At 71.3% G+C, this 5,488-nt stretch carries 4 protein-coding genes; 3 read left to right on the top strand and 1 reads right to left on the bottom strand.

Annotation, left to right across the window (positions count from 1 at the left end):
- Positions 1-37: 37 nt before the first annotated feature.
- From D7W79_RS38135 to D7W79_RS38125, 3 genes are all read left to right on the top strand, one after another.
- A complete protein-coding gene (locus D7W79_RS38135; RefSeq protein ID WP_120530172.1) occupies positions 38-1,516 on the top strand; it encodes a pyridoxal phosphate-dependent decarboxylase family protein in 1,479 nt (492 codons plus the stop codon).
- A gap of 56 nt (positions 1,517-1,572) precedes the next feature.
- Positions 1,573-2,292, top strand: a complete 720-nt coding sequence (locus D7W79_RS38130) for a glycosyltransferase family 2 protein (RefSeq protein ID WP_120530171.1) — start codon at positions 1,573-1,575, stop codon at positions 2,290-2,292.
- Positions 2,293-2,523: 231 nt separating this feature from the next.
- Positions 2,524-3,558 carry a rod shape-determining protein gene (locus D7W79_RS38125; RefSeq protein WP_014400170.1) on the top strand — a complete coding sequence of 345 codons (1,035 nt, stop codon included), beginning with the start codon at positions 2,524-2,526 and terminating at the stop codon, positions 3,556-3,558.
- A 38-nt stretch (positions 3,559-3,596) separates the two neighbouring features.
- Here D7W79_RS38125 and D7W79_RS44065 read toward each other — a convergent pair.
- On the bottom strand, positions 3,597-5,488 hold a 1,892-nt coding region (locus tag D7W79_RS44065; RefSeq protein ID WP_158617155.1), incomplete at its 5' end, for a hypothetical protein.

Raw genomic sequence — 5,488 nt, 5'->3', positions numbered from 1 at the left:
CGCCTGGGAGGGGCGCTCCCGTTAGCTTGCGCCCGCCATGACGACGCCCGTCTTCCCCCCGCTGCGTGCCGCCTACGACCCGGAGACCTTCCGGACCACCGCCCACGCCCTGATGGATCAGCTCGCGGACTACCTGAAGGCCGCGCTCGGAGGGGGCGCCATGCCGGTGCTCCCCTGGGCCCCGCCCGCGGTGAACCAGGAGCGCTTCGCCACGGCCTTTCCAGAGGAGCCGTCTCCGGAGCTTGCTGGGGACCCGGCCTCGGCCTTCGCGGGGCTGATGGCGCGCGTGCTGGAGGGCTCGCACCACCTGCACCACCCGCGCTACGTGGGCCACCAGGTGACGGCGCCCGTGCCGCTCTCCGCGCTGTGCGACGCCGTGTCGTCGCTGCTCAACAACGGCATGGCCGTGTACGAGATGGGCCCCGTCGCCACCGCGATGGAGCACCACGTGCTCGCGTGGATGGCCGCGAAGCTGGGGCTGCCCTCCAGCGCCCGGGGCGTGCTCACCTCCGGCGGCAGCGCGGGCAACCTCACCGCCCTGCTCGCCGCGCGGCAGGCGAAGGCCGGCTACGACGCGTGGAACGGCGGCGCCCACGCGGGCCCCCCTCTCACGGTCCTGGTCCCCCGCTCCGCCCACTACTGCCTGGCCCGCGCGGTCCGCATCATGGGCTGGGGCGAGGGCGGCCTCACCCCGGTGGACGTGGACGACCACTTCCGCGTGCGGCCGGACGCCCTGGAGGACGCGCTCGCCGGGGCCACCCGCGCGGGGCGAAAGGCCATCGCCGTGGTGGCCAGCGCGGGCTCCACCGCCACCGGCGCCTTCGACCCGCTGGAGCCCGTGGCGGACTTCGCCCAGAAGCACGGCCTGTGGTTCCACGTGGACGGCGCGCACGGGGCCGCCGCGTCGCTGAGCCCGAAGTACCGGCAGCAGGTGAAGGGCATCGAGCGGGCGGACTCCGTGGTGTGGGACGCGCACAAGGGGCTGCTCATGCCCGCGCTGGTGACAGCCGTCCTCTTCCGCGACGGGGCGCGCTCCTTCGACGCCTTCTCCCAGGAGGCCCACTACCTCTTCCACGGCGACGGCGACGACGCGCGCCCCTACAGCGACGTGGGGCTGCGCACCCTGGAGTGCACCAAGGAGATGATGCCCCTCAAGGTCTACGCGTGCCTGTCCGTGCTGGGCACGCGCGTCTTCGAGGAGGCCGTCACCGCGTCCTATGACCAAGCCCGGCGCTTCGCGGGCATGCTCACCGCCGCCCGGGACTTCGAGCTGGCGCTGGAGCCCGACTGCAACATCGTCTGCTTCCGCCACACCCCCGCGCACGTCCCCCCGGAGGGCTGGGACGCCCTCCAGGTCCGCCTGCGTGAGGCGTTGGTCTCCCGTGGAAGTTTCTACCTGGTGCAGACGCGGCTGCCACGGGGGGTGTACCTGCGGACGACCCTCATCCACCCGCTCACGGGGGACGCGGACCTGGAGGCCCTGCTGGACGCGCTCCGGATGGCGGCCCGGCCCTGAATTTTGTGTGCAAGGGAGTCGCCCAGGCGCGGAAAATGAGATAGGGCGGGGCCGCCATGCTCGTCTCGCTCGTCATTCCCGTCTACAACGAGATTCCCACCCTGGCGGAAATCCTCCGCCGCTGCACCGCCGTGGACTTCCCCAAGGAGCTCGTCCTCATCGACGACTGCTCCAAGGACGGCAGCCGCGAGTTCCTCCGCCAGCTGTCCGAACAGGGCCTGGACGTCCTGGGCGGCACGCCGAAGAACCGGAACGAAATCCGGGTGCTCTTCCAGGAGCAGAACCAGGGCAAGGGCGCCGCGCTGCGCCGGGGCTTCGCCGAGGCCACGGGGGACATCATCCTCGTGCAGGACGCGGACCTGGAATACGACCCCAAGGACATCCCTCGGGTCATCCAGCCCATCATCGATGGCGAGGCGGACGTCGTCTTCGGCAGCCGCTTCATCGGGTCGCCGCGCCGGGTGCTGTACTACTGGCACACCGTCCTCAACAACATGCTCACCACGCTCTCCAACATGACGAGCGGGCTGAACCTCACGGACATGGAGACCTGCTACAAGGCCTTCCGTGCCGAAGTGCTCCGCTCCGTGCACGTGGAGGAGGACCGGTTCGGCTTCGAGCCCGAAATCACCGCCAAGGTGGCGCGCGGCAACTGGCGCGTCTTCGAGGTGCCCATCAGCTACCACGGGCGCACCTACGAGGAGGGCAAGAAGATTGGCTGGAAGGACGGCGTGCGCGCCCTCTACGCCATCGCGAAGTACTCCGTGAAGCGCTGACGTCCGCCCGGCCGCTGTCCGGGGGAGGATGCGGCCCGCTCCCGCGGGGGGCCGCTTCGAATGCGGAGAAGGGAACAGAGCGGCGGGTGCGGTTGGTTGTCCAGCGAGCGGCGCCCCCGATGGGGTTCCGGCTTTTCTTCCTCCGTATTGCGGCGCGTAGTAGTTTCGACAACGCACTCCGTCTGAAGGGCGGGGAAGTTCCAGGGCCCTTCCGAAAGTTTCCGTCCCCGTATGTTCGACTGGCTCCACACCCTGTTTTCGCGCGACCTCGCCATCGACCTGGGTACGGCGAACACGCTCATCTACATCCGCGGCCAGGGCATCGTGTCCAACGAGCCCTCCGTCGTGGCGGTGCAGCAGGACTCGCGCGGCGGCAAGAAGGTGCTCGCCGTGGGCAAGGAGGCCAAGGAGATGCTCGGCAGGACGCCGGGCAACATCGTGGCCATCCGGCCCATGAAGGACGGCGTCATCGCCGACTTCGAAATCACCGCCGCGATGCTGCGCTACTTCATCCAGAGCGCGCACAACCGCAAGACGCTGGTGAACCCGCGCATCATCATCGGCATCCCGTCCGGCATCACGGAGGTGGAGCGCCGCGCGGTGCGTGAGGCGGCCGCCAACGCGGGCGCTCGCGAGGTCTACCTCATCGAGCAGCCCATGGCCGCGGCGATTGGCGCGGGCCTGCCGGTGACGGAGCCCAGCGGCAACATGATTGTGGACATCGGCGGTGGCACGTCCGACGTCGCGGTCATCAGCCTCGCGGGCATCGTGTTCGCCAAGTCCGTGCGCATCGGCGGCGACAAGCTGGACGAGGCGATCATCCAGTACGTCAAGCGCAAGTACAACCTGCTCATCGGTGAGCGCACGGCGGAGCTCATCAAGATGGGCATCGGCACGGCGTACCCGACGGACGAGGTCATGACCATGGAGATCAAGGGTCGCGACCTGGTGGCCGGCGTGCCGCGCACGCTGACGGTGTCCAGCGACGAGGTGCGCGACGCGCTCGCGGAGCCCGTCAACGGCATCGTCGAAGCGGTGAAGCTGACGCTGGAGCGCACGCCGCCGGAGCTGGCCGGTGACATCGCCGACAGGGGCATCGTGCTGGCCGGTGGCGGCGCGCTGCTCAAGAACCTGGACACGCTGCTGCGCGAGGAGACGGGCCTGCCGGTGTTCCTGGCCGAGGACCCGCTGTCCGCCGTGGTGATTGGCGCGGGCAAGGCGCTGGAGTCGCTCGACATCCTCCGCCAGGTCTGCCAGCCGGGCTGAGCTTCACCCCGTTGCACCGTGACGGCGCCGGACCTCTTTCAGGGGTCGGCGCCGTTCGCGTTTTCGGGGGTCGTGGCGGTGGCCCGGGGCAGCGGCAGGCCCGTGGGCGTGACGATGCGCGCCTCGCAGTTGGAGCGGCGGCCCTCCCGGTCGTCCTCCCGGCGGGCCTGCTCCTTCACGAGGTCCCCCCGCAGGAGGGTACCCGGGGGCAGGGAGTGCTCCACCTTCGTGTCCATGCAGGCGTCGAAGGCCTGTCGCATCCACGCGCTGGCGGCGCGGACCGCGAAGCCGCCCAGGGCATCCATGCGGGCGAGGCCGTCCAGCCGCTCCGTGAACACCGGGTAACCCTCCTTGTCGTCGCGCCGGGCGTGGACCAGGGTGGCGGCGGCGCGCAGGCCCGGGGGCAGGCGGAGGAAGTCCTCTCCAGGGGTGCCCGAGGTGGACAGGACGTGGTTTCGCAGCGGGTCGCGCGCGAGCATCAGCGGCAGCGAGAAACTGAAGAGCTTCTTGCCCACGGCATCGCCGGTGCGTGTGTGCACCAGGGCGAACAGCGCGAGGACCTCCGGGTCCAGCTGGGACAGCACGGTCGAGGGGTCCCCGTCCGCCTTCTTCAACGCGCGCCGTGGATCCACCAGCACATCCCGGGTGAGGCGCAGCACGGAGCGGGCCTCGACGGACGGCAGCGCGGCGAGCTCCGCGTCCTTCGGCGAGCGCTGGCCGGTGAGCAGGTCCAGCAGCAGCATCCGCTCCGGCTGCCGCGCGAGGGCGGGGGGAATCCAGTCGCGCATGACGTAGGACGTGTGCTCGGGCCCGGCGGCCTCGGCCGTGCGTCCGGCCAGCACCAGGAAGTCCCAGGTCCGGCGGCGCGGGTCCTGGCCATATCGGCGCACCAGCGCCGTGGCCGCGTCCCGCAGCTGTGCGCGCAGGAGGATGCGCACGTCCAGCTCCAGCGCCTCCAGCGTCTCTGGTGGGTGCTTCTCCTCGAGCGCCTGCACCCGTCTCGCGGTCCCGACGACGAAGTCCTGGCGCTCGCTGTCGCCCCAGGACCGCGAGGCGTCCCCCAGCTCGAAGCGCCACCGCGCCTCCAGCCACGCGCGGGTCACGTCGGGCGAGTCCGGGAAGCGCTCCGCCAGGTTCGCCCAGGCGTCGACGGCGGCCGTGGAGTCCGGAGCCTGCGAGCTCGCGCGCTGGAGGTAGAGGGCCGCCAGCGGTGAGTCCGGATGCTGCTGCGCGTGCTCCGCGTAGCGCGCACGGGCCTGGCCCCCCTGGCCGATGTAGCGCATCAACGACAGCGCCAGCGCCTGCGCCGCCGGGTCCTCCTGCCAGGTGTGCATCAGCATCGCCGCGTAGTCGCGCGTGTTGCGCCAGCGCAGGTCGGCGGGCAGGTTCGCGGGCACCTGCATGTCCACGAAGAGCCATGCGCGCGCGGCCATCTCCCGCGCGAGCGTGTTGCCCGGCTCCACCTGGGCCACGGCGGCCGCGACGCGGCCCGCGGCCTCCCAGTCCCCTTCATCCGAGAAGGCCCGCGCGGAGGCCTCCCAGCTCGCGGCCTGGACGGAGAGCTGTTCGCCCTCCTCGAGCACCATGCCGCTCTCCGGCAGGGACCTGGAGCGAGGGGCCGCGGAGGTGGCGTCGTCATCCGGCACCGCAGCCAGCTTCGCCACGCCCTTCACGTTGTAGAGGATCCGCTCGCCCTCGGTCGGCAACATCACGTCCTCGATGACGGCCTCCTGGCCGGGCCAGGTCGCCACCGCGTGAAGCCGGTCCGCGCCCAGCTTCACGCGCCCCTGCTCCCGCGTCCCGGGGGCCACCACCCAGTGCTCGCCGCCGATGCGCACGTCCACGGGCCGCGACAGGCCGTTGACGACCGTGACGGCGCGCAGGCTTCGCGCCTCCAGCCACACCGCGCCCGCCCCCGCCAGGGCACAGA

This window comes from Corallococcus exercitus, from assembly GCF_003611585.1.
GTDB classification, from domain to species: Bacteria; Myxococcota; Myxococcia; order Myxococcales; family Myxococcaceae; genus Corallococcus; species Corallococcus exercitus.
Note: the sequence above shows the minus strand (reverse complement) of the source record. Positions and strands in the feature narration are given on the sequence as shown.

Bases quoted from the DNA above. Each gene is read 5' to 3' on its own strand.
- D7W79_RS38130 (WP_120530171.1), top strand. From the start codon at position 1,573: ATGCTCGTCTCGCTCGTCATTCCCGTCTACAACGAGATTCCCACCCTG.
- D7W79_RS38125 (WP_014400170.1), top strand. From the start codon at position 2,524: ATGTTCGACTGGCTCCACACCCTGTTTTCGCGCGACCTCGCCATCGAC.
- D7W79_RS38135 (WP_120530172.1), top strand. From the start codon at position 38: ATGACGACGCCCGTCTTCCCCCCGCTGCGTGCCGCCTACGACCCGGAG.